This window comes from Thermoplasmata archaeon (assembly GCA_035622275.1).
Classification (GTDB): domain Archaea; phylum Thermoplasmatota; class Thermoplasmata; order Lutacidiplasmatales; family UBA184; genus Lutacidiplasma.
The window spans coordinates 1-20,161 of the sequence record DASPVQ010000019.1; the positions used below are offsets into that span (position 1 = coordinate 1).

A 20,161-nucleotide genomic window follows, 5' to 3' on the forward strand; every position below is an offset into this window, starting at 1 on the left:
GATCGCACGGCTTGGTGATCTCGACCAACGCACCTCCGACCTCGAAGCTGCGCCCGACCGCATACTGCGCGTTCGGAATTCCCTTGGAAGTGATGTTCTCGCCAAAGTCCCCGGGGCGGACCGGCCAGCCTTCTCGCCGGAACTCTTCGATGATCTCGAGCGGAAGGATCAGCACCGCCATCGCTGGGTCGTCGTGCTTCTCCTCGTGGCGATATCGGTTGAAATCCCCCTCCAAACCCGTGTGCTTCAGCCGTACATGCTCGACGGACCGCTTCGGAAGGCCCCGCTCGCCCGGGGTCTCAGGCTTGAGGCTCAGTTGCACGACCCTCCCGACGACGCTGGGGATCGGACCCCCCGGAAGATCTGGAGCAGGTTTCGTCTCGATTTCGTCGACCACGGAACGCTTCCCCGGGCCCACCCTCCCGGCCGCGACCGTCGCTACGGTCGAACGACCCCTAAACGCCTTCCCCCGAGAGGGTGCCGAGGATTTCGCCGAAATGCCTAAAGCCGAATCATCCTGCCGCTGTCGCAGGGCCCATAGCTTAGGTTGGCTGGAGCACCCGGCTGATAACCGGGAGGTCGTCGGTTCAAATCCGACTGGGCCCATCGATCGGGTGAGCCGTCCCCCCGGGCGGGACCTCGGAAGCTCGTTCGATGGCCCGGCCGCCGTCGCCCGGTCGGCCACATCGGCGCGGTGTGCACGGGGGCCTCGCTGCCCCTCCGGCGGTCACGAACCGTCGCCGTCCCCAAGCCCGGCTCTCTGGACCGACGCAGCAAGGAGGTCCTCGAACGCTTACAGGGCGGCCCCGCAGCTCGCGCAGCGGGTGCGTCCGGCGGGGTTCAGGGTGCCGCAGTGGGTACAATGGAGGTAGACGGCCGGAGCGCTCGGGGACGGGGCCGTGGCGCCCGCCGCCGGCGCCCGAGGGGCGGACAGTCGGGCCGATCGGGCACTCGTGATGGAATGCACCCAGGCCGCCGCGCTGCGCGTCTTGAACGTGAAGGCGTTGGCGCCCCGCTCCGTCTCGACGTTGAGGCGCGGGCGGCCGATGGCCGGATCGGTCATGACGACGTTGCTGACCTGCTCTAGATCGACGTCGAGCAGCGTGCGGGGCGTCCCGGGGCTGAGCAGGTTGCCGCCGACGGTCCCCTCGAAGACGAGCCGCAGGTTCGTGAGATAGAGCACCCCCGGCAGGTCCTCCCCGTCGTCGTCGGCGTCGACCACCTCGGTGGCGATGGCTCGCTCTCCCGGTCGCAGAAGCATGGGCTCTTCCGGTATGCGAGTGGCGATTCGGTCCCCGATTCTTTAGGCTGGCGGCCGCGCCCGCGGATGCGCTCCCTCGGCGAACGTCGCCTCCCGCGGCCCCCGCACGAACGCTTATGGCGCGGAGGACCATCCGAACGCGATCGCCGATGCCGTACCAGCTGGGCCAGGGCTCTCGGCTCGTCCGCCGCAAGATCCTGGGCGACCGGGAGGTGGTGCGGCGGGCCAGCCACGAGTCTCTGTGGGGCGTACTGCCGAAGCTGATCGTCTGGATCGCCGTCTTTGGGTTCGTCGACTACTGGCTGTGGACCGGGTTGACGACCGTGCTGGGGACGATCCCGTACCTGACGCCGGTCATGCGCACGCTCGTGAGCGCCGGCTCGGATGCGCGCCTGACGATCGCCACGATCGCGCTGCTCGTGCCCGTGGCGGCCGGCGTCTACGGATTCTTCGTCTTGTGGCGGTGGGCACGGTACGTCTTCGCCGTGACCAACTTCCGGGTCCTCCACCAATACGGGATCCTCGGCACGGAGTTCGAGGAGATCCCGCTGGTCCAGATCCGGGACGTTGAGGTCAAGCAGAGCATGGTCCAGCGAGCGCTGCGCATCGGCTTCGTGCGCCTCAACTCCCTGCAGTTTCCCGGCGCGGCACCGGTCGTGGCGTCCCAGCATCCCGGCCGGAGGCCCGACGAGCCCCCCGGGGTCGAGGAATGGCTCCTGGTCCCGGACCCCTACGGCATCGAGAAGGACGTCGAGAGCCTCACCGAGGCCCTGGTGGCGAATCGCTCCGGGGGCCCGGCGCCGGTCGTGGGGACCTAGGCCGTCGCAGCGCCGAGCCGAGTCGTCGCACGAGGTCGAGGAGCGGCGCGTAGAAGACGACCGCGACCCAGGTCGGGTACAGCCAGTAGTTGCGCTTGAACACGAAGAACGAGAGCGGCCGGCTGGTGCAGGTCGATCCGGGGTCGCCGACGATCACGTGGCACCAGACCCCTGACGCGTCGAGGTAGAGGAACGGCGCCAGGATCGCGGCCGTGATCGCCACGGCGGCGAGCGCCCGAACGTACTCACGGCGGGCCAGGTGGTAGAGCACGACCACCACGTTCGCGAGCTGCTTGAGCGCGAGGGCGAACACCTCGGCCGCCCAGCGCGCCCGTCCGAGGGGCCCCGTGAACGCAAGCGCCAGCGTGAGGGCGAACAGCGGAACGAAGTCGTTCTGTCCGTTGGCGGCGAGCAGCGGCACCCAGGGGACCGCGAGGCCGGCGAGCGCTCGCCCGTTCCCCCGCAGCAGATAGAGCATGGCAGCCCAGGCGATCAGGGAGATCCAGCGGTAATCGACCCCCGGGATCTGAACGAAGGCGAGCAGCGGCAGGTAGACGTCGTAGGAGTTCTCGAGGTAGGTCTTGCCGTACTGGACGTAGTAGAACACGACCGGGTGGCTGTAGAGGTTCCAGCCGAGGGCGGCATAGGCCGGGGTGCTGTACGGCTCGTCCGAGAGCCCGTTGAGGACGCCGGTGAGCACCGACACGACGGCGATCCCGCCGCCCACGGCGAGCAGCGCCGGCACCGCCCACGGGACCGCGTCGGCGCGCCGGTCGAGCCCGCGGGCGACGAGCACGGTCACGAGGAAGATCGGGACGATGAGGAAGAGGAACCCGGGTACCGTCGTCCCTACCAGGAGCGGGACCGTCGACAGCGCGAGCAGGACGTAGAGGAGCGCCGTCCACCGCGGAGACATCGACGCAGCGCGGAGCCCCCGCCACCTCAGTCGGCGGCACGAGGCCCGCCCGCCGGCGCCCCGTTCCCCAGATAGCGGTCGAAGAAGTCGAGCATCGCACCGAAGCCCTCGACCCGATTCGCGCGCCGCACGAGTCCGTGGCCCTCGTCGTCGAAGCGCAGGAATTCGACCGGCCGACCTCGGGCGCGCAGGGCGGCCACGATCTGCTCCGCCTCCTCGATCGGCACCCGGGGATCGTTCGCGCCGTGGATCACGAGCAGCGGTGTCGTGATCCGGTCCACCCGATGGATCGGCGAGATCGCTTCGAGGAACTCTCGATCCGATTCCAGACTACCGTACTCCGCCTCCCGCAGCTTCCGTCGCCAGGGGCCCGTATTCTGGAGGAACGTGACCAGGTTCGAGATCCCGACCACGTCGACCGCCGCCCCCCAGCGCTCGGGATCGGCGGCGATCGACGCGAGGACCAGGAATCCCCCGTAGCTCGCGCCGTAGATCCCGAGGCGGCCGGGGCTCACCTTGCCGGAGGCGACGAGGTGATCCGCCAGATCGCGGAGGTCCCGGAGGGCGTCCGGCCGACGTCGGACGTCGTCCAGGTGCACGTACGTGCGACCGTAGCCGGTGCTCCCGCGGATGTTCGGGAAGACCACTCGCCAACCGCGGGCCGCGAGCATCAGATGGTGCGGCACGAACCGCGGTCGGGCCTGCGACTCCGGTCCGCCGTGCGCGACCACGATCGTCCCACGCGGGGCTCCGTCGCGCGGACCGAACTCCCAGTAGGGGATCGGAAGACCGTCGCTCGCCCGGTACGAGACGAGCGACCAATCGCTCACCGTCCTTGGCAGCGGCGCGGGGCCATGGGTGAGCGGCGTCGTCGCGCCGGTGCCGCGGTCCCACTTCCAGAGCTCGACGCCGAGCTGGGGGGAGCTCAACTCGAAGACGAAGGCGCTCGCGTCGGGCCACCAGACCGGCGCCGACGGGACCACCCCGACGGCGGGGAGCGGGACGCGCCGGTCCTCGCCCGTCGCGAGGTCCACCAGATGCACCTCGCTCGCGCCGTCCCGGTTGACCACGACGGCCACGGTCTGCGCGACGGGGTCGGTCCGCAGCGCTTCGACGTCGCCCGGGTAGGCCCTCAGGAGCTCGGGAGTGCGTCCCTCGCGGTAGGCGAACAGGGCGGCGAACTCGCGCTCGGGGTTGGTCGCCACCAGCACGCCGGTCGGGGTCAGATCGGCGCCGAAGACCGTCTGCTCCCCCGAGTGCGGCGTGAGCAGTCGCGGAGCTCCCTCGCTGATGAGGTAGAGGTCGTGATCGAGCGGGGTGTGCGCCTCGGCCTCGAGCACCCGACCGGCGTCGGCGGCGACCACGGCCAACCGGCTGTCGAGCTGGTGGATCCGGCGACGGCCGCCGGTGCGCACGTCGATCTCGTACGAGTCGAAGAACCGAGCGTCGCGCTCGTTGCTGGAGAAGGTGAAGCGGTGGTCGTCGCGCCAGGCCCCGGGAGAATGGATCACGCTGGGCGCGTCGGTGATCGCGCGGGCCCCGCCCACCCCGTCGCGGGACCAGAGGAGCAGCTGCCAGTGCTCGTTCGCCCCCCGATCCTGCGAAACGATCACGGCGTCGCCGGACCGCGCGGCGAGTACGCTCCCCGCTCGTTCGAGGGCACGGGAGAGCCGCTCGGCCGGCCCGCCGCGGGCCGGCTGCCGCCAGGGCTGCGGAACGCCCTCCCGATCCGAGACGTAGTACAGCCACTGCCCATCCGCCGACAGGCTCGGGTCACTCGAGAGCGGGCGGTCCATCCAGACCCTGTCCGCCGGGTTCGCGGTGCTCTCCGGCCGGGCGTTCACTGGCGACCGGAACGCGTCACGGGCGTAAGCGCTTCGGCCGGGAAGTGGCTCAGAGACGGCTGCGCGCGCTGGCCGCGGTCGCGGGCCCGACGCTGGCCGTGGACGCGGCGGCGGCGGGTCGCGAGGGGGCGGAGGGGCGGGCCATCGGTAGCATCGGCGACGGCGACGGCCGGATCGGAAGCCCGAGCCGTTCGCGGATCCAGTGACGGATGTCGTAGATGTAGAGGTTGCCGTACGGGCAGGCCTCGACACAGTTGCCAACGCCGCAGCACTTCGTGCTCCGGAACTCCCCGGTGCGACGGAAGTGGCCCGGCATGTCGGTGAGGCCGATGGGGCAGCCCTTCGCGCAGTCGACCGTCGTGCACGCCCGGCACACGTCCTTCGAGTGCACCTTCAGCTTGAACGGCCCGAGCTTCTGGAACGCTTGGGCGAACGTGCCGGTGTAGCACCACCCCATCGTGACGCAGTTGTAGTTGCCGGTATACGGGATCGTCACGAACATCACATACCAGAGGACGCCGAAGTACAGGCTGAAGAGGAAGACCGTCGGGTCGACCGAGCCCGGCAGGTACCAGCTCGTGCGCCCGGTCGTGTTCAGGTAGCTGATCACGGACGCGATCGCGAGCGATCCCATCACCGCTCCGGTCGTCGCGGTGTAGGCGTTGGACAGGCGGCTCGAGAGGTACCTCCGGCCGATCGGGCTGTGCGCGTTGAACGACTTCATCGCGTCGATCGTCGTCCCCTGATACATCAGCGGCGCCGTGCAGAAGACGGAGCAGACGACGCGCCGGCCGAAGAGGAACGTGAGGATTCCGGTGACGGCGTAGGTGATCAACAGGACGCCGAAGACCCCGACCGCGAGCGGGGCCGACCCGATCCCCATGCTCCATCCGAGGACCGGCACGGTGGTCCCGCTCGGTGCGTTCGGGAAGGCGAGCCCGTAGTACAGGCTCGGGTAGAACACCGCGAACGCCCCGTAGCAGCCGAGCATCAACCCGAGCCGGATCCGGGTCTCCCGGCTCTTCGTCTCCCGGTACTTGAACACCACGAGCGCTCCCATCTCGGCGCCCATCATCGCGAGGAACCAGGTGGAGCCGGTCACCGTGGCGATGAACCAGAACCCGTTCTGGAGCGCATTCCCCGTGGCGGTAGCGACGCCGCCCGCGACCGGCAGCGCCCCGAACGCTCCGACGTAGAGGCTCGGCTCGAGCGCGAGGTCGAGGACGGCGCCCATGAAGAGCTCCGCGACGAAGATCGCGGCCAGGACGCTGAACGCCCATCGCGCGTTGAGCTGCCAGGTGAGGCCGGGGCGCGCCGCGAGACGCTCGGGACGCACCACGGCCTCGTAGAACAGTACCATCTCGGCCGCGACCGAGAGGGCGAAGAGGCTCGCGTCGCCGTAGTACTGCCAGACGAAGATCCCGGCCATCATCAGGCCGTAGATCCCGAGGAGGGCGACGAGGTAGGTCGCGAAGCCGCCGGGGAGCTCCCGGTGGCGGTAGAGGAACTCCATCGCGTAGACGAACAGGACGATCATGAGCACGCTGGAGCCGTAGATCGCGAGCGATGTCCACCAGCCGGCGGTGAGCGCCGGCGGCGACAGGAACATGATACCGGCCTGGAAGAGCGCCGTGATGAACAGGGGTCGCGGCAGTTGGTCCCGGAGCAGGACGGCGGTGACGATCATCTCGCCGGACATCGTGAACAGGAACCAGGGCGAGTTGACTACCGCGATCAGCAGGCCGAACGTCCCGGCGAGCCCTGAGCCCGAGCTGCCGATCGCCGAGCCCGCCGCCGCCGAGAACGTCCAACCCATCAGCAGCTCGTTGACGAAGACGAGGGCGATGACCGAGGCGACGAAGCCGGCGGTGTGGCGCAGGCCCGGGGAGCTGTATCGCTCCCCTTCGGCGGCCTGCGCGCGCGCCTCCTGCAGGAACGCGACGAATACGGCGAGAACGCTCACCGACATGAGCGCGCTCGCGACCCAGAAGCCTTCCACGAGTCCGGTCGCGCCCGGATGCAGGAAGTAGATCGCCGCGCCGATCAGCATCCCGGCCATCATCATCAGCAGGAAGAGCACCGTGGCCGCCCGGAGGGCCGTGCGCGCCGTCGACGCCCACTTGACCAGACCCGCCGTGGTGAGGACCATGCCAGCGGCCAGGACCGACAGCACCAGCTCGCTCGAGATCGTCATCCCGAGATCGAACCTCCGTTGGAACGCTGCTTTAGGGCGGCCGGCCCGCGCTCGCGGCCGGCGGGCTCACCGCACGAGTCCGGGCCGCGTTGGGGGCCGATGCCTCGCCCTCTCGCCAGCCCGGCGAGGGCCATTCGCGCCATGCGGAGCCTGGAGCCACCGTGGAGGGTTCGTAGAGTCCCCACTGAGTCGGGGCCAGCGCCAGGGACGGTCGGATCCCCGCCACCAAGGCGAACGTGCCGAGGAGCCCGTACTGGAAGCCCCATCGGAGATACAGGGCGACGCCCGGCGCAAACACCGGCGGGACCGCTCCCCACGCCGTCGGAAGGCCCAGCACCCCGAAAAGCTCGTTGACGAATCCGGGCGCGCCGGCCGCGGCGACCGCGGGCGGGGTCCACGCGACCAGCGAGATCCCTCCCACGATGAGGGCCACGCGCAGCACCCACGCGAGTGGCGACCGTCGTGTCGAACCGAGGAATCGCTGCACCGCGGTCGGCCGCAGTGCCACGGCGAGCGCGAAGACGCCGAGCAGCTGGTGCTGGACCAGCCACTGGAACCAGAGCGCGGCCGAAGCTCCCTGAGGGACGACGGTCGTCCACTGGGCGAACATCGCCAGCGACCAGGTGAGTCCGGCGACCAGCAGCGCGGCCCGCAACGCTCCTCCCGCGACGAGGCGGGATCGGGTCACGGGGGTCGAGGCCGGAGCCGATGCCGAGCCATCGCTCCCAGCGCGAAGTCCAATGAGCCCGCCGTAGACGCGGAGCACGAGCTCCTGAGCGAGCAGCGCCACGAACACGACGACCATCTGGAACACATCGAGGAACCAGTTGTTCACGAGGAGGTTGTTGAGCGTCGAGCCACTCGCCTGGGCCACCAGGCCCACGCCGGCCGTGGCGGCCGCTACGGTGGAGCAGCATGCCCCGAGCGTCACCAGCGCGACCATCGCCGGCGTCAAGCCCGCGATCGTGGAGACCCCCGCGCCCCGCGCTGCTCGGATCTGGCGGTCCCGGATCAGTCGCACGATGAGCAGGATCGCGACCGAGACTCCGAGCCCGACCCCGATGGAGACAAAGACCATCGCGATCGTCGCGAGGAACGGTAGCGACAGGACACCCCATGGACCTACGATCAGAAGACCCGGGTAGTTCCAGGGCCCGATACCGAGCGCGTTCCACCACAGGATCTCGACCCCGTAGCCCCCCGACACGTGGGCGACGATCAGCATGCCCCCGAGCGCCATCGACCCGAGGGCGTACAGGATGGCGAAGAACGCCACCATCATCCGCGCGTGGGATCGGCGGAGGAGGGCCCGAGTCTCGCCGAGCGTCAGGACGGAGACCGCGCGGAGGAGCGGGTGTTCCTCTGACACCGGGTAGTAGGTCACCCCCGACCTTATATCGCGTGGGTTCGGACCGTGCCGACCGCTTTAACCCTCCGTCCGATTCTCGCCGGTCGGAATGCCGCGCGTGCGGTCCCGGTCCCGCCCGGGTCGCCGCCCGATCGCGAGCCCACTGCGCGGCGGGGCGCTTCGACCGGTACGCCCCGCCGATCTGCCCTTCCTGCTCCGCCAGCGCTCGCTCCTTTACCACGACATCGGGGGCGTCCGAACTTCGACCCTCCGGCACTACCTGCCCCGGTTCCGCCGCTGGTTCCTCGAGGAGTTTCGGGCGGGCCGCCTCAGCGGCTACCTCGCCCTCGACGGGCGAGGACGACCGGTCGCGAGCGCGCTCGCCTGGCTGCGTCCTCGCCAGCCATCGCCCCGCTTTCCCCACACGTCCATCCCGTACGTTTTCTCCGTGGTGACCGCGCCGGCGTACCGGCGCCGGGGTCTGGCGAGTCGCCTCGTGGCGAGGCTCGTGTCGGACGCCCGGGCGTGCGGCTACCCGCGCGTGGAACTGCACGCGACCGAGGCGGGCCGGTCCATCTACGCCCGCCAAGGGTTCCGGGCGACCAATGAGATGCGACTCGACCTGCTTCCGCCGGCGCCCCGTCGAGCGCGGGACCGAGGCTTATCTACGCGCCGCGGGTCCGAGGCGCGTCGATGACCGGCGCCGGCGGCGACGACCCCGATCACCCCCTTCGGGCGGGCGGCGCGCACTGAGGCCGACGCATGCTCGCTCCGGTCGCCCCCCGGGCGCAGGTCCGCGGCGACCTGCCGGGGCGGGGGAGGGAGATCGTCGACCGTCCGACGCTGGAGTTCCTCGGCGAGCTGGACGCACGTTTCGAAGACCGTCGCCGGGAGCTCCTGGGCCGTCGAGGGACGTTCCGAGCGAGCGTCGCGGCCGGCACGCGCCCGGAGTTCCCGACCGAAACGGAAGGCGTGCGGACGTCGGACTGGCGGGTCCGGCCGCCGCCCGAGGAGATCCGCGATCGTCGGGTGGAGATCACCGGGCCCGCCGAGCGAAAGATGGTCGTCAACGCGCTCAACTCCGGCGCGTCGGTCTACATGGCCGACTTCGAGGACGCCCATGCCCCGCTGTGGGCGGCGACGCTCGCCGGTCAGATCAACCTGTCCGACGCGGTCCGCCGACGCATCGATTTCGCGACGGCGGACGGACGGGAGTACCGGCTCGCGACGCGCACGGCCGTGCTCATGGTTCGTCCTCGAGGCTGGCACCTCCAGGAACGGCACGTGACGGTCGCCGACCGTCCGATGTCGGCGAGCCTGGTCGATTTCGGACTGTTCTTCCACCACAACGCCCGCGAGCTACGCGCGCGCGGCGCCCGGTCGTACTTCTATCTGCCGAAGCTGGAACACTACCTGGAAGCCCGTCTCTGGAACGACGTGTTCGCCTTCTCGGAGGACGTGGCGGGCGTGCCCCGGGGCACGATCCGCGCGACCAGCCTGATCGAGACCCTACCGGCCGCCTTCCAGATGGACGAGATCCTCTACGAGCTGCGCGAACACTCGGCGGGCCTCAACTGCGGGCGATGGGACTACCTGTTCAGCATGATCAAACAGTACCAGGACCGACCCGAGGTCGTCTTCCCGGACCGGCGGCTGCTCACGATGACGGGCCCGTCCCTCGCCGCGTACTCCCGCCACCTCATCGCGGTCTGCCACCGGCGGGGAGCCCACGCGATGGGGGGCATGGCGGCGCAGATCCCGATCCGGGACGACGCCGAGGCGAACGCTCGCGCGATCGCCTCGGTCGTGGCGGACAAGGAACGCGAGGCGCGCGCCGGCCACGACGGGACATGGGTCGCCCATCCCGGTCTCGTGCCGATCGCCCGCGAGGTGTTCGACCGCTGGATGACCACGCCGAACCAGATCGATCGGGTGCCGCACGGCGGACCCGCGCGACCCGAAGAGCTCGTCGAGCTGCCGCGCGGCGCGGTCACCGCGGACGGGATCCGCCGGAACGTCCGCGTCTCCGTGCGCTACCTAGAGTCCTGGCTCCGGGGAGCGGGCTGCGTTCCGATCGACCACCTGATGGAGGACGCCGCGACGGTGGAGATCTCGCGCAGCCAGCTCTGGCAGTGGATCCACCACGGGGCGACGACCGAGGACGGCGGGGTCGTCGACATCGCCCGCTTCCGCGCGGCGCTCGATGCCGAGGTCGCGGAGCTGCGAGCGGAGTCTGGCCCCTCCGGTCGGGACGCCGCGATCGACGGCGCGGTCCGGCTCCTCGATCGGGCCGTTACGTCGGAGGCGCTCGCGGAGTTTATCACGTGGGACGCCTACGACCGGCTCGAGCCGCCGAGCGGGGGGAGCGGATGAGCGAGGCGATCGGGACGGCCTGGAAGAGCGACGACCGCTGGGCCGGTGTCGTACGCCCGTACCGGCCCGAGGACGTTGAGCGGCTGCGCGGGTCGGTCCGGGTCGAGTACACGCTGGCGCAGCTCGGCTCGCGTCGACTCTGGCGCCTGCTAAGCTCCGAGCCGTTCGTGCCCAGCCTCGGGGCGATGACCGGCACGCAGGCCGTGCAGATGGTCGCCGCCGGTCTCCCCGCGATCTACGCGAGCGGCTGGCAGGTCGCGGCGGATGCGAACACCGCGGACCAGACCTATCCCGACCAGAGCCTGTATCCGGCCGACTCGATGCCGGCGCTCGTCCGTCGGATCAACAACGCGCTGCGCCGCGAGGACGAGAAGCAGCACGCGGCGGGACGGGGCGACGTCTATTGGTACGCTCCGATCGTCGCCGACGCCGAGGCCGGATTCGGCGGGACGCTGAACGTATTCGAGCTGACCAAGGCGCTCATCGAGGAGGGCGCGGCCGGCCTCCACCTCGAGGACCAGCTCGCGTCGGTGAAGAAGTGCGGCCACATGGGCGGCAAGGTCCTCGTCCCGGCGCGCGAGTTCAACCAGAAGCTATGGGCGGCCCGCCTGGCCGCGGACATCCTCGGGGTCCCGACGCTCGTCGTCGCGCGAACCGACGCGCTCAGCGCCAAGCTCCTGACGAGCGACATCGACCCGCGCGATGCGCCGTTCCTCACGGGGAAGCGGACCCCCGAGGGGTTCTACGAGATCACCGGCGGCCTGGACATGGCGATCTCGCGCGCGATCGCCTACGCACCGTACGCCGACCTGTTGTGGTTCGAGACCTCGAGCCCCGATCTCGAGGACGCGGAGCGGTTCGCGCGGGAGGTGCATCTCGAGCACCCGGGCAAGTTGCTCGCCTACAACTGCTCGCCGTCGTTCAACTGGCGCAAGAAGCTCGCCCCGGACGCGATCGCCGAGTTCCAGGGCGCGATCGCGAAGATGGGCTACAAGTTCCAGTTCGTCACCCTCGCCGGGTTCCACGCGCTGAACCTTTCGGTCTATCGTCTCGCGCGGGGCTACGCGCAGCGCGGGATGACCGCCTACTCCGAGCTCCAGGAGGAGGAGTTCCGCGCGGAGGAGGAGGGATACGCCGCCGTCAAGCACCAGTCGTTCGTCGGCACCGGCTACTTCGACGACGTCGCGCAGGTCCTCTCAGGAGGCCTCACCTCGACCCTCGCCATGAGCGGCTCGACCGAACGCGAGCAGTTCTCGGCGCCGCCACCGGCCGCGTCCCCGGACGTCGCCACGGAGCCCGGTCGCTCGCGCTCCGGTCGGCCCCGGGCGGGTTGACGTCCGCCCGGGCGGCGATCGTCTATCCGGCGGGTGGGTCGCGGCGGGGCTCGGGCGGCCGACGTCGGCGGGTGGCGACCAGGGCGACCGCGAGCAACCCTATCGCGACGAGCGCCGCGATGGCCACGAGCTCGGCCAGCCCGAGGCCGAAGTACGTCGGGGCCGGCGGGGGCGCGGTCGCGTTCGCGCTGAAATTGATCGCGACGGTGACCGGCGCGCCCTCCACCGGGAACGAGCCGCTCGCCGGCGAGACCGTGAACCCGGCGGAGACGCCGGTGATAACGAAGTGGTGGGTGCCGTTGGGGAACTCGAGATAGCTCGTGACCGCCGGGCCGCTCTCGTAGATCTGCCCGTCCACCGACAGGTTCCAGTCGACGACCTCGCCGGCGGGGCCGAGGACGTGGAAGGTCACGCCGAAGAGGACCAGGTGGAACGTGATCGGCACCCGGTTCGTGCCCACGGCGACGTCGACCGAGGCCACGTACTCCGGGGGGGCCCAGCTCGCGTTCCCGTCCGTGACGGTGAAGTCGTAGAGCCCGACCGTCAGCGTCTGCTCGATCTCGGTGCCCGAGCTCGAAAGCCGGGGACCGCCGGTGACGTTGATGAACCAGCTCGTCCCGGTCGGCAGGTCGCTCTCGACGAACAGCACCGTCCCCGTCGCGGGCGTGATCGCGAGATCGATGTAGACGGTAGCGCCGACGACGCGGAAGCTGCCGTTGTCCGGTGAGATCACGACGTTCGGGTCGCTCTCGCTCGCGGCGAACCCGTAGAGCCCCGCGACCAGGGTGGTCGAGATCGTGAGATCGGTCCCCGGGGCTTCGAGCGAGAGTCCGGTGCTGAGGTTGACGAACCAGCTCGTGTCGAGCGGGGCGCCGGTCTCGTTGAACTGGACGGTCTGGGTCTCGGGCACGACGCCCTCGTACTGCGCGACCCCCTGCGTCGTGCTGCCGAGCCCGTACTGGAGCTGGTAGACATTCCCGCCGACCTGGGCGTAGGTGAGGTTGCTCGAGCTCTCCCCGGTCTGGGTGAAGGACGGCGTCACGAGCTCGGTGGCGGCGGCGAGGAACTGGCCGACGCCGCTCGGCTCGATCCAGGCGGACAGCGTTCCGCCGGTCGGCGGCAGGAAGTTGCCGATCCCGTAGCTGGGACCGCCGACCAACCCGAACTGAGGCGCCAGGAACCCGCTGAGGTTCGCGGGCACGCCGGCGTACGGCCCGTTCGTATACCACGTGCCTTCCCACGAGAACGTCGCGTTGAGGCTGCCGAGGATGTACGACGCGCCGGGAACGGGGAGCGAGAGCGCCGGCGTGCCCGGCGCGCCGAAGGAGAACGTGACGCTCTGGGTGTCAAAGCCGCCGGGATTCGACAGCGAGGTGGTGAGATTGAGGTCGAGCGGCAGCGGCTCGATCAGGCCCGAGACGGGGAAGTTGTACTCGTAGCCGGCGAGCGCCGGATAGATTCCCCAGAACGGATACACCACCCAGCCGCTGAAGTTCATCGCCCAGTCGCCCGGGGTCCCGCTGATGTAGATGACGTTCTGGATCCAATAGATCGGGGCGCCGAGGCTGTCGGCGACGAAGAAGTTCTGCTGCGTCGAGGCGTTGAAGTAGGTGTTGATCCCGCCGCCGACGAACGAGGGCAGCGTGGAGGTCACGGCCAGGCCGGTCAGGTCGAGTCGGTCCTGGAGGGCCGTGAGGTGGCCCTTCACGCCGTCGGAGCTGACGCTGAGCACGTAGATCGTGTAGTTGTAGGCGTCCAGCGACCCCCATCCGGTGACGAGGCTGTAGCCGGTCCGCGCGGCCTCGGCATAGTTCGAGCCGTAGAGGACGTCCTGGAAGGGGCGCGCGGGCAGGCTCGAGTTGTACTGCGGGACCGCGTAGTCCCCCGTGGTCGGCGTCGTCGGGATCGGCGTGTACTCGACGTTCGCGATGCGGTAGACGTTCGGATCGAGGAATCCCACCGCCGGGTCGTGGTGCACGAGCAGCGCCCGGTCGATCGTCGCGATCAATCCCGCCGCGAGGGGCGTCGCCACGCTGGTCCCGGCGGCGAAGTAGAACACCCCGCCGTGGGTGGCGTTCGTCGCATTGAACCGTTCGCCGTTGACGCTGAACGTCACGAGCGTGTCGTTGGCGAGGCCGGCGATGTCGGGGACGCCGCGACCGGCACCCCCGATCACGACGTTCGCCGACGTCGTCCGCTGCCAGGACGGCTCGGGAAAGACGGAGCTGATCCCGCCGGTCGAGCCGACCGGGTCGCCGTGAGTGTAGCCGACCGACTCGTTCCAGACGGTCTGATTCTGGAGCTCGAGGGTCGTGGCGTTGAGGGTGACTACCGTCCCACCGACGGCCGTCATCCCGAACGTGCTGTAGGCCATGGAGGCCGGGAACTCCGTCCAGTCGGGTCCTCCCACGTACTTCGAGCTCGACTTGCTGTCATCGGAGTCACCGCTGGCGGCGAGCACCGTGATCCCGCGTGCCTGGGCTTGTTCGAGCGAGTCCATCCAGGCGGTGTCGTTGAGGTCCGGCTCCCCCCAGGAGTTCGAGATGACGGAGACGTTCTTCAGCCCCGACTCGGAGGCGTTCGGGCTGAGGGCGAAGGCGATGGCGTCATCGAAGTCGGCCTCGGTCCGCGCTGCATCGGGAACGTAGATGTTGTAGAGATGCGCGCCCGGCGCGGTGGATCCCGCCATCTCCAGGTCCAGGGTGTTCTCGAACACCGCCCCGGTCGTGTCGCACGACGCCTGGGGGCTGGGGTACGGGGCGTCGTGGAGCGGCACCGGGAAGACCTCCGCGTGAGGCTCCCCGGCCGGGAGCGTCGCGTTGAAGAACGAGCCGATGTCGGACGGGTCGTACGGGCCGACCGCCTCGTTCAGCGAAAGCGAGGAGCAGACCGAAGAGTCGTTCGTCGCCCCGTACTCTCCGCTCCAGAGGATCGTCGCGATCGTCTGGTTCGTGGGGAATCCCGAGGTGTTGAACAGCGACTGCTCGTCGTAGGCGACCTGGAAGTCGGGCGCGTACTCGTACTGGATCGGACCGGCCTGAGCCGGCGCGAGGAACCCGTCCTGCACCAGCCGCGACGGGCTCGCGGCCGCGGGCGCCGTGGAGGAGCGCTCGAGCGAGAGCGTGGTCGCGAGCAGCGCGGTGCGGGTACCGAGTCCCGATACCTGGTCGACCGACGCCCCGAACGCCTCGGGCAGCGTAGGGCTGCCGGCCGGCGCGACGTAGCTCGACCCACCCGAGGCGTAGGTCCGGAGGGTCGTCCCGAAGATCTGGGCGAGCACGCTCGGGGCGGCCGTGAACCCGATGCCCGCGCGATCGCTGAACGTTTGCAGATCCTGCACCGGGAAGGACTCGAAGTACTCGAGCGCGGTCGCGTAGGCGGCGGGGGAGGGAGCGTACCTCGCCGAGTACTCGGGAGCCGTCAGGTACTCATGGTACTCCGGCGACGATGGGTCGCTGAGCGCGGCGAGGAAGACGCGCAGGGCCGACTGGTTCGATGGCGCGAAGGACACGAACACGCTCTGCGCTCCGCTCGGGGAGACGTCGGTCGGAACCGCGCCGAGCGTCGGACGGTCGCTCGGGAGCAGCGGCACGGCGGCTCGGGGCCCCTGCTCCAGCGCGGCGAGCGGTGGCACGAGGAGTCCATGAATCGGTTCGGTCGACGCGCCGACCGCGACGATCGCAGCCGAGCCGGCGGCGGTGCTCAGGACGAGGATCGCGAGCGCCAGAAGGGTCGAGACCCTCGCACGAACTCGACGCTCGGTTCCGATCACGAGGTGGTCCGGAGCGCGGGCGTCGCGGCGCTCGACGCCCCGGGGGTTGGCCGAAGATAAGGGTTGTCAGGGCCGCGGCTTGGGCCACAGATGGCGTGCCGCGACCAGATGCATCACCTCGGAGGGCCCGTGGGCGATCGCGCCGCTGCGCACGTCCCGCCAGCGCCGCTCGTGGGGAAGTCCACCGGAGTAGCCGCGGCCCCCGTGGAACTGGATCGCATGATCGAGCGTGCGCAGGGCGGCCTCGACCGCGAGCCACTTCGCCATCGCCGTGATCGCGTCCGCCGGCCGCCCCGCTTCCACGTTCTCGAGCGCCCGGTCGACGTACAACCGAGCGGCCTCGAGCGCCGCCCCGTCTTCGACCAGGGGGAACGCGACGGCCTCCTGTTCGCGGAGGGTTCGCCCGAAGGCGCGGCGTTCCTCGACGTAGAGCACCGTCTCGTCCCACGAGGCCCGCGCGACGCCCAGGTAGATCGACGCGAGGAGCGCCCGCTCGCGGACGAGCTCGGCGCGGGCGAGGTCGAGCCCCGCGCCCTCCGGCCCCAGCAGGTTCTCTCGGGGAACGGTCGCGCCAGCGTAGCGGACCGTGCCCCGTCGCTGCCAGCGCTCGCCGAGGTCCGGCGCCCCGAGCTCGCGCTCCACGCGGGCTCGGTCCTGGGGGACGAGGTACGCCGAAATCCCCTTCGAAGCCGCATCGCATCGTCCGTAGACGATCGCGGCATCGGCCTCGGTGGCGAAGGCGACCTCGCTCTTGGTCCCCGTCAGGCGGTATCCCTCCGGGGTCCGCTCGGCCCTTAGACCGATCGCCGCGGCATCCGAGCCGGCCCCGGGCTCGGTCATCTGGTTGCCGACGAGCCGCTCTCCGCGCATCATCGGCCGAAACCACTCGTCGACGATCTCGGGGGCGCCGTGGTCGGCGAGTACCGCGCAGAACTCGGGCTGCAGCGAGAGCTTCGCGAACGCCGTGCCGCCGTGATACGCGAGGTGGAAGAGGAGGGTCCCGACCCGCGGCAGCGGAAGACCGCGCCCCCCCAGGCGCGGCGGAACGTGAAGGCCCAGCATGCGCGCCTCGCCCAACGCGCGGAATTCCGTGCGCGGGAACTCCCGGTCCCGGTCGATCGCTCGGGCTCGCTCCCCGAGGCGGAGGCGCTCGGCGAGCCCACGCACTTCGTCTGCGAGCGGATCGGCGGGCAGCGGAGGAAGCTCGGCCATCTACGACGAACCTCGTCGATAGAACGGCGCCGCGGAGGATGCCGGGCCCTTCGGAGGGTCCGCGCCGACCACTCCATCGCGCCGGAGTCGCTCGATCCGATCGGCGGAATAGCCGAGAACGCCACCGAGCACCCGGTCGTTGTCCTGGCCCAGCCACGGCGCGCCGCGCCAGACGCCCCCGGGCGTCGCGGAGAAGCGCGGCGCGACGCCGGCCCCCCGGACCCGGCCCGCGATGGGGTCGTCCCACTCGACGAACATCCCTCGGGCCCGGTAATGCGGATCCCGGGCCAGCTCGGCGATGTCGGGGACCCGGTTGATGGCGACGTCGTGCGCCCGCGCGAGCGCTTCCAGCTCGTCGCGAGAGCGCGACCCACAGAACTCGGCGATCGCGCGGTCGACCGGCTCGCGATGCGCTAGGCGAAAGTCCCGGTCGTCGTACCCGGCATCGGGGAAGCCGATCAGCGCGCGGAGCGCACGCCAGGATTCGGGGGTCGGAGCGGCGACCACGACCCACCCATCCGCCGCGCGGTGGACATCGTACGGGTGGAGACGGGGGTGCGCGGTCCCGTAGCGCCCCCGGACGACTCCTCGCATGAAGTAGTCCAGCGCGAGGTTCTCGAGCAAGATGAAGAACACCTCGTACTGCGCGACATCGACGGACTGCCCGCGGCCGGTCCGCTGCGCGCAGACGTAGCCCATCAGTCCCGCCGTCGCCGCCGCGAGACCCGTCACCGTGTCGTTGAGCGCCGTCCCGCTGCGCATCGGCGGCCGAGGATCCGGCTCGCCCTGTAGCGCGAGGAACCCGCTGAAGGCCTGGGCGGTCAAGTCGTAGGACGGCGCGTTGACCCGGCTCGGTTCGCCCGTCTGCCCGTGCCCGGAGACGTGCACGATGACGAGCCTCGGGTTCGCCTCCCAGACCGCCTCGTCGGAAAGGCCGAATTTCGCGTAGGTCCCTGGGCGCGACGACTCGATCCAGATGTCGGAGGCGCGCACCAGATCGAGGAAGACCGCCCGGCCCGCGGCGTCGCGGACATCGAGGCCCACCGAGAGCTTGTTCCGGGCATACTGCACCCACGACTCGGACACGCGGTCCGCTGGATCGTCGCCCGCGAGGAGCGGCCGGAGCGACCGGGTGGCGTCGGCGTAGGGCGGGCCGAACGGCGGGCCCTCGATGTGGATCACCCTCGCCCCGAACTCGGCGAGGTAGGTCGCCGCCCAAGGGCCGGCGACGAAGCGGGCCGATTCGAGAACGCGGAGCCCCTCGAGGGGCCCGAACGGCGGAGGGAACGGTGCCGAGCCGGTCGGGGACGACATCGCCCTCGAGGTGCCGCGAGCGCGATAAATCCCGAGGTTCAGCCCGAAACCTCCCGTCCCAAATACGCCGCGCGGGTCCGGCGCGCGTATGACGGGCGCGCCGTGGGAGATCTACGAGGGCGAGCGGTTCCGGGACGAGCTGACGAAGTTCAAGATGGCGAACCACCCGTTCAAGACGCACCCGTTCTTCGCCCGCATCGAGCGCGGAGAGGTGCCGCGCCCGCTCCTCGCGGCCTGGGTCCAGCAGTTCTACCCGTGGCTCGCGTCGGTCCCCATCGCGATGGCCGAGCGGTTCTCGAACTGCTCGTGGGAGCCGGCGAACGACCGCTACCGTCGCATGATCCTCGACCAGCTCGTGGAGGAAGCCGGTGACCCGAAGGGCAAGGAACCCGGCCACCCGGAGCTCTGGCTCCGGTTCTGCGAGGGGCTCGGGGTACCACGCGCCGAGGTGCAGTCGGCACCGCTGCTGCCGAGCACCATGGTCGCGATCGACGACTTCCTCTACACGAACCGGATCAATCCATTCTACGTCTCGGCGGCGGGCTCCTCCGAACCGCCGAACGTCGAACTGTGCGCTCGGCTGCTGCCCGCCTTCCGCCGGCACTACCAGGTCGACGAGGACCACCTCGAGTACTACCGACTGCACGTCACGGCGGATGTGGAGCACAGCGAGTGGATCGGCCAGATCGTCGCCGGCTTCGCCTCCTCGACCCCCGTCCGCAAGCAGATGTGGGACCAGATGCTGCGCGGCTTCTCGATCCACGCACTGCTGGTCGACGGCGTCCTTGCGGCGGCGAACGGCCAGCCCGCCCGAGTGAAGCATAAATAATAGGAACGGGCTCGAGGGAGCGATGGCAGACCGGGGCGGCCGCTCGATCATGGCGCGGCCGGGCCTGCGGGCTGCCGGGGCCTGGCTCTGGTGAACGGGAGGCGCCGGGAGGGCGCCCCCCAGCGTGCCCACCACGCTTTTGGGTCGGCCCCTTTCGGTGACCTCCCTTCGGAACGGAACGAAGGAGAAGAAACCGATGTACGGAAAGACGATCCGACTGCGCCGACTGTTCCCGCGGCCGGAATACCGGCTGTTCTCGGTCCCGCTGGACCACGCGCTGTCCATGGGACCGATCGACGGCCTGGAGGAGCTCGCCCCCCTCGCGCGCGATCTGCAGGAAGGCGGCGCTGACCTGCTGATCGTGACCAAAGGGGCGGTCCGCGAGCTCGCCCCGGTCCTGCGACCGTCCACGCGGCTCGGGGTCCACGTCTCGGCCTCGACCAGTCTCGGGCCGAGCTCGAACCACAAGCGTCTCGTCGGCTCCGCTGAGGAAGCGGTCGCGCTCGGCGCCGACCTACTGTCGGTCCAGGTCAACTTCGGCGTGCCGGAGGAGGGCGACATGCTGACCGACCTCGGCCTCGCGGTCGACCAGTGCCGAGCGCTCGGCCTCCCGCTCCTGTGCATGGCCTACGTCAAGAAGCCGAGCGGCGGCACCCCGGAGGAGCTGCGCCACGCGGCCCGGGCCGCCGCGGACCTCGGCGCGGACATCGTCAAGACGAGCTACCCGGGCACGGCCGAGGAGTACGCGCGCCTGTGCCGGACCACCCCGGTGCCGGTGCTCATCGGCGGCGGCGTGCGGCTCGACGACGACGCCGCGTTCCTTCGGATCGTGGAGGACAGCGTGCGCGCCGGTGGCGCCGGTATCTGCATCGGCCGCAACCTGTTCCAGCGGCGTCCGGTCGTCCCCCTCGCCCGTCAGATCGCCGCTCTTCTCCACGGGGGATAG

15 protein-coding genes and 1 tRNA gene are annotated in these 20,161 nt (G+C 70.3%); 7 read left to right on the forward strand and 9 right to left on the reverse strand.

What is annotated here, in order from left to right:
• Window positions 1–322: MOSC domain-containing protein (locus VEL82_05045; GenBank protein HXW67221.1), on the reverse strand; the 322-nt coding region annotated here is incomplete at its 3' end.
• Between the two features lie 209 nt (window positions 323–531).
• Between VEL82_05045 and VEL82_05050 the strand changes: the two genes are divergently transcribed.
• A tRNA-Ile gene (locus VEL82_05050) sits at window positions 532–606 on the forward strand.
• 187 nt (window positions 607–793) lie between these two features.
• Here the strand turns inward: VEL82_05050 and VEL82_05055 are convergent.
• The gene (locus tag VEL82_05055; GenBank protein HXW67222.1) at window positions 794–1,261 is read right to left on the reverse strand and encodes a zinc finger Ran-binding domain-containing protein; all 468 of its coding nucleotides are present in this window, start codon (window positions 1,259–1,261) and stop codon (window positions 794–796) included.
• A 149-nt stretch (window positions 1,262–1,410) separates the two neighbouring features.
• On the opposite strand from VEL82_05055, the gene VEL82_05060 reads away from it, so the two are divergent.
• Complete coding sequence (locus VEL82_05060; GenBank protein HXW67223.1) at window positions 1,411–2,079, forward strand: PH domain-containing protein; 669 nt, start codon at window positions 1,411–1,413, stop codon at window positions 2,077–2,079.
• Here the strand turns inward: VEL82_05060 and VEL82_05065 are convergent.
• The 4 genes from VEL82_05065 to VEL82_05080 form a co-directional block, all read right to left on the reverse strand.
• Entirely contained in the window at window positions 2,021–2,995 is a 975-nt protein-coding gene (locus VEL82_05065; protein ID HXW67224.1) for a hypothetical protein, read from the reverse strand. The two genes, VEL82_05060 and VEL82_05065, sit on opposite strands and share 59 nt — an antisense overlap.
• Before the next feature lie 26 nt (window positions 2,996–3,021).
• Window positions 3,022–4,791 carry a S9 family peptidase gene (locus VEL82_05070; GenBank protein HXW67225.1) on the reverse strand — a complete coding sequence of 590 codons (1,770 nt, stop codon included), beginning with the start codon at window positions 4,789–4,791 and terminating at the stop codon, window positions 3,022–3,024.
• Between the two features lie 97 nt (window positions 4,792–4,888).
• Window positions 4,889–7,033, reverse strand: a complete 2,145-nt coding sequence (locus VEL82_05075) for a 4Fe-4S ferredoxin (protein ID HXW67226.1) — start codon at window positions 7,031–7,033, stop codon at window positions 4,889–4,891.
• A 31-nt stretch (window positions 7,034–7,064) separates the two neighbouring features.
• Window positions 7,065–8,402, reverse strand: coding sequence for a hypothetical protein (locus VEL82_05080; GenBank protein ID HXW67227.1), 1,338 nt, complete (start codon window positions 8,400–8,402; stop codon window positions 7,065–7,067).
• 88 nt (window positions 8,403–8,490) lie between these two features.
• Here VEL82_05080 and VEL82_05085 point away from each other — a divergent pair, with 88 nt between their 5' ends.
• From VEL82_05085 to aceA, 3 genes are all read left to right on the forward strand, one after another.
• On the forward strand, window positions 8,491–9,078 hold the full coding sequence (locus VEL82_05085; GenBank protein ID HXW67228.1) for a GNAT family N-acetyltransferase: 588 nt from the start codon (window positions 8,491–8,493) through the stop codon (window positions 9,076–9,078).
• Window positions 9,079–9,143: 65 nt separating this feature from the next.
• Entirely contained in the window at window positions 9,144–10,754 is a 1,611-nt protein-coding gene (gene aceB / locus VEL82_05090) for a malate synthase A (protein ID HXW67229.1), read from the forward strand.
• Entirely contained in the window at window positions 10,751–12,088 is a 1,338-nt protein-coding gene (aceA, locus tag VEL82_05095) for an isocitrate lyase (protein ID HXW67230.1), read from the forward strand. The genes aceB and aceA overlap by 4 nt, the downstream gene beginning before the upstream one ends.
• A gap of 22 nt (window positions 12,089–12,110) precedes the next feature.
• Here the strand turns inward: aceA and VEL82_05100 are convergent, their stop codons facing one another.
• The 3 genes from VEL82_05100 to VEL82_05110 form a co-directional block, all read right to left on the reverse strand.
• Window positions 12,111–15,860 carry a protease pro-enzyme activation domain-containing protein gene (locus tag VEL82_05100; protein ID HXW67231.1) on the reverse strand — a complete coding sequence of 1,250 codons (3,750 nt, stop codon included), beginning with the start codon at window positions 15,858–15,860 and terminating at the stop codon, window positions 12,111–12,113.
• Between the two features lie 66 nt (window positions 15,861–15,926).
• Window positions 15,927–17,072: an acyl-CoA dehydrogenase family protein gene (locus tag VEL82_05105; GenBank protein HXW67232.1), complete on the reverse strand. Its 1,146-nt coding sequence runs from the start codon at window positions 17,070–17,072 to the stop codon at window positions 15,927–15,929.
• Complete coding sequence (locus VEL82_05110; protein ID HXW67233.1) at window positions 17,073–18,386, reverse strand: CoA transferase; 1,314 nt, start codon at window positions 18,384–18,386, stop codon at window positions 17,073–17,075. It abuts the gene before it with no gap.
• An 88-nt stretch (window positions 18,387–18,474) separates the two neighbouring features.
• On the opposite strand from VEL82_05110, the gene VEL82_05115 reads away from it, so the two are divergent.
• Together VEL82_05115 and VEL82_05120 are read left to right on the forward strand one after the other, a co-directional pair.
• Window positions 18,475–19,215: an iron-containing redox enzyme family protein gene (locus VEL82_05115; protein ID HXW67234.1), complete on the forward strand. Its 741-nt coding sequence runs from the start codon at window positions 18,475–18,477 to the stop codon at window positions 19,213–19,215.
• A gap of 157 nt (window positions 19,216–19,372) precedes the next feature.
• Window positions 19,373–20,161: a fructose-bisphosphate aldolase gene (locus tag VEL82_05120; protein HXW67235.1), complete on the forward strand. Its 789-nt coding sequence runs from the start codon at window positions 19,373–19,375 to the stop codon at window positions 20,159–20,161.